Genomic DNA, 4,332 nt, shown 5'->3' with positions numbered 1-4,332 from the left:
CTCAAGCTTTGAATCATTCCACAGGCTTTTTAATTCGCACAAATATTTTCCACGGAACACTTTTGCAATGACCCCATACGGGAGAAAAAACTTCCCACCGGTATCTTTCCATTTGTTGTCCTTATCAAGTCCGCCACCTAGAACAATGGTATGGATATGAGGATGATAATTCATTGCAGAACCCCATGTATGAAGAATACAGATATATCCGATGTCAGCTCCCAGATACTTTGAATCTTTCGCCAGCTCGTTCAGAGTAGATGATGCAGCATGATACAGTGCATCATACAGAAGTTTCTGATTGCTATAAATGATAGGATGCAATTCCTCAGGGACCGTGAATACCACATGATAATAAGGTGCATCCAATACATTCTCCTTTTGCGCATCGATCCATTTTTCTTTTGGAAACTCCTGGCACATGGGGCAACACCTGCTTCTGCATGAATTGTTGTGAACACTGATACAGCCGCATTCCTCACAGACACTGATATTCACACCAAAAGCCCCGGTTTTACAGTTCATGATGTGAAAAGCTGCTTTTCTGTGGTGAGCAGGAAGCTCATGTGTTTTTTCATAAACAGGATAAAACCGTTCAAAGACATCCTGTATCGTACATGATTTTTCCACGATTACTCACCACCCATCTCATCAAATGGGCTTTTAATACCGAGCAGAGTCTTATTGCTTACATGAAGATAAATCTCTGTTGACCTTGGATCGCGGTGTCCCAAAAGGGCCTGAATGTATTTCACGTCACACCCGGCTTCAAACAGATGGCTTGCGAAACTATGGCGCAAACAGTGTGTAGAGACATGTTTCTGAATTCCAGCCCTTTTTGCGCTTTCACGGAAGAACTGAATGACACTGTCCCTCACAAGATAATTCCCTGTCCATGAACTTGGAAACAGAATTCCTTTTGGTCTTCCACATTTAAACCAGTATTCTGTAAGTATCTCAAGTGTACGGTCAGCAAGTAAGGTATAACGGTCAAAGCGGCTTTTGCCATCACGGATGTGTATTGTTTTATTGGTGCGTGAAATATCCTCATAGTGAAGGTGCGTGACTTCTGATACCCGAAGACCACCTGAATACATTGTAGCAATCATGGCTTTATGTTTCAGGTTTGGCGTTGCATCAAGAATCGCTGATATCTCTGCTTTCGTAAGTACGGTTGGCAGGCTCCTGTCTCTTTTCATACGTGGGATATCATCGTCATCCCAATTCATCTTTAATACTTTTTTATAAAAGAAACGAATACCGGAATGATAGTGGTTGTATGTTTCCGGTGAAATCCCGGAAAGTCTTTTTTGGATCAGAAATGTGTCAACATCATCTGTTGTCAGAGCATCTATTGGCTTATCTGTATATTTTAAAAAGTGAGCAACACTTGTACAGTATGCATGAATAGTAGAATCTCTTAGATTCCGTTTGTTTGCAGCATTTGTAATCTGGCTAAATATTTCATCGTACATAATAAAATCCTCCATGTAAAGTAGTTAATGAGAAACCCTGCTTACATGGAGGCGCATTGGCATAATAAAACCGCTTGTCAGAAAAGCGGTCAAATGGTATTCTTTTCATAGGCAGTGGTGTCTTTCTGTATTGAATTGTTTTGTGTGGTAACTTTACAATATCAAATGATGGTAAGAATTGCCATTGCCTATTTTATTATTGAGAAAAAGAAAGCTGCGCCACAGCCTCGGCAGGCCATCGCGCAGCGATTTTGTTCAACCGGTGGTTGTAGAGTTCTACACCACCGCATGCAGCCACTGTAAGAAGCTGGCAGGTGCATTAAATAAACTTTCCGAAGAAAAAGGAGACGATGTATTCTTCGGAAAATGCAACATTGATCAGGAAGCACTGTTACAGAGCAGATTTGATATCTCGGCAGTACCGACATTGTTGTTTATCAAAAACGGAGAGATAAAAAACAGACTGGTGGGTGAGGTTCATCCGCTGATCATTCAGGAAGAGATTAAAAAACTGGCATAGAGAAAAAACAGATCGCAGGAGGTAAAAGAATATGGGTTATCCAACTGTATTTCCAACAGGAGTTTTAGCATATAACAAAGAGAAAGCGTATAACGGATACACAATTTATCCATCCGCAAAAGGAGCGCTTCTGATCGATATGAACGGAAACGAAGTGAATCTGTGGGCAGGCCTTGGCGGATTTCCGAACAAGATCCTTCCGGGTGGGTATGTAATGGGAACTACCGGAGAGCGTGGTGGAAAATATGCATATCAGGATCAGCTGGATCTGGTGCAGGTGGATTATGACGGAAATATCGTCTGGAAATTCGATCACACAGAACTGATCGCAGATCCGGGAAAAGAACCGACCTGGCAGGCAAGACAGCATCACGATTACCAGAGAGAAGGAAATACTGTCGGATATTATTATCCGGGCGGCGAAACGAAAACCGACAGTGGAAATACCATCATCCTGACCCATGAAAATGTATACAATCATGAGATTTCCGATAAAAAACTGATCGATGACAAGATCATCGAAGTAGACTGGGAAGGGAATATTCTGTGGAGTTGGCGTGCTTCTGATCATTTTGAAGAATTTGATTTTGATGAAGCTGCAAAAAATGTTCTGTTCCGTAATCCGGGACTTCACGGAGAAGCCGGTGGTGACTGGATGCACATTAACTGCGTATCTGTTCTCGGAGAGAACAAATGGTACGATGCGGGAGATGAGAGATTCCATCCGGACAACCTGATCTTTGATGCGAGAAATGCAAATATTCTGGCGATCATCAGCAAGAAAACCGGAGAAATCGTATGGCAGATCGGACCTGATTTTTCTAAAACGAAAGAGCTTCGCAAACTGGGATGGATCATCGGCCAGCATCATTTCCACATGATTCCGAAGGGTCTGCCGGGAGAAGGCAATCTGCTGGTATTCGATAACGGTGGTGAAGGTGGTTATGGTAATCCGAACCCGTCCGCACCGACCGGTAACAACAACGCACACAGAGATTACTCCCGTGTTCTGGAATTTGATCCGATCACACTGGAGATCATCTGGCAGTACACCCCACTGGAAGCAGGAAACCTGTTATTTACCGATGCTTCCAAGTTTTACAGTTCCTACATCAGTTCTGCACAGCGACTGCCAAACGGCAACACACTGATCACCGAAGGATCAGACGGACATCTGATCGAAGTGACACCGGAACATGAGATCGTATGGGAATATGTGAACCCTTACTTTAAAAATATCGGCGGAAATTTCAAGATGAACATGGTTTACCGTGCATACCGCACACCATACGAATGGGTACCGCAGGCAACACATGCAGAAGAAGTATCTATCGAACCGCTGGATGTGGAAACCTTCCGTGTACCGGGAGCATCCAAAGGAGCAGGAACCGGAAAGGTAACCGTAGTTGCAGGGGTGGATCCGAACCGATCCAGTGTAACAGGCATGAATGGGGATGACGAAGACAGTGATGAAGAGAGACTGGACTTCTGCGTGGCTTCTGTAAAGAAGGGCGATCTGAAAGAAGAATAATAAGGAAACGAAAGATATGGTATATGATGTAAGTATCATCGGCAGCGGCCCGGCAGGTTTAAGCGCAGCGATCTATGCGAAGCGGGCAAACCTGTCAGCTATAGTGATAGAAAAAGAATATGAAGGAACCGGACAGATCGCAGAGAGCGGTCGGGTAGACAACTATCTGGGAATGCCGGGAATCAGCGGGTATGATCTGGGAGAGACATTCCGGGAACATGCCGTAAAACTCGAAGTCGAATTTCTGGAACAGGAAGTGACCAGGATCCAAAAAGAAGAGTCCGGACAGTTTCAGATGACCTTCTCAGACAGTTCTGTGATCGAATCAAAGACCGTGATCTATGCAGCGGGAGTATCCCCACGGAGGGCTGATATTCCGGGAGAAAAAGAATATGTGGGAAAAGGCGTTTCCTACTGTGCAATCTGCGACGGATCCTTTTACCGGGGCAAAAAAGTTGCCGTGCTCGGCGGCGGAGATACCGCACTGGATGATGCCGCTTATCTGGCAGGTCTGGCGGAGCAGGTGTATGTGATCCACAGAAGAAAAGAGTTTCGTGGCGCAGTCGTTACAGTAGAAAAACTGAAAGAAAAAGAGAATGTCACGTTTGTACTGGAACATCAGGTGAAAGAAATCACCGGAAAAGCGAAAGTGACAGGTGTTGCTTTGGAAGACGGAACAGTGATCGATGTAGATGGCGTATTCGTAGCCTTCGGATCGGTTCCGCAGACGGCACTGGTAAAGGATCTGGTGGAACTGGACCCGGCAGGCTATGTGAAAGCAGACGAAACCGGAGAAACCAGTCTGG

The 4,332-nt window shown here is 44.7% G+C and carries 5 protein-coding genes; 3 read left to right on the top strand and 2 right to left on the bottom strand.

The features are described from left to right. Both MSA64_RS10455 and MSA64_RS10450 read right to left on the bottom strand, forming a co-directional pair. Nucleotides 1-630 (bottom strand): IS91 family transposase (locus MSA64_RS10455; RefSeq protein WP_287891544.1); only part of this gene is annotated, 630 nt, incomplete at its 3' end. Nucleotides 631-632: 2 nt separating this feature from the next. Beyond that, the gene (locus MSA64_RS10450; RefSeq protein ID WP_287891543.1) at nt 633-1,475 is read right to left on the bottom strand and encodes a tyrosine-type recombinase/integrase; all 843 of its coding nucleotides are present in this window, start codon (nt 1,473-1,475) and stop codon (nt 633-635) included. A 184-nt stretch (nt 1,476-1,659) separates the two neighbouring features. Between MSA64_RS10450 and MSA64_RS10445 the strand changes: the two genes are divergently transcribed. The 3 genes from MSA64_RS10445 to MSA64_RS10435 form a co-directional block, all read left to right on the top strand. Continuing rightward, complete coding sequence (locus tag MSA64_RS10445; protein ID WP_287891542.1) at nt 1,660-1,995, top strand: thioredoxin family protein; 336 nt, start codon at nt 1,660-1,662, stop codon at nt 1,993-1,995. Nucleotides 1,996-2,026: 31 nt separating this feature from the next. Continuing rightward, on the top strand, nt 2,027-3,526 hold the full coding sequence (locus MSA64_RS10440; RefSeq protein ID WP_287891541.1) for an aryl-sulfate sulfotransferase: 1,500 nt from the start codon (nt 2,027-2,029) through the stop codon (nt 3,524-3,526). A gap of 16 nt (nt 3,527-3,542) precedes the next feature. Then, nucleotides 3,543-4,332: NAD(P)/FAD-dependent oxidoreductase (locus tag MSA64_RS10435; protein ID WP_287891540.1), on the top strand; the 790-nt coding region annotated here is incomplete at its 3' end.

Origin of the sequence: Oliverpabstia sp. (assembly GCF_022785585.1) — a bacterium.
GTDB lineage: Bacteria > Bacillota > Clostridia > Lachnospirales > Lachnospiraceae > Oliverpabstia > Oliverpabstia intestinalis.
This window is presented reverse-complemented; position numbering and strand designations above follow the sequence as displayed.

Excerpts from the sequence above, each read along its gene's own strand:
- MSA64_RS10450 (WP_287891543.1), bottom strand. The coding sequence starts at position 1,475 with ATGTACGATGAAATATTTAGCCAGATTACAAATGCTGCAAACAAACGG.
- MSA64_RS10440 (WP_287891541.1), top strand. The coding sequence starts at position 2,027 with ATGGGTTATCCAACTGTATTTCCAACAGGAGTTTTAGCATATAACAAA.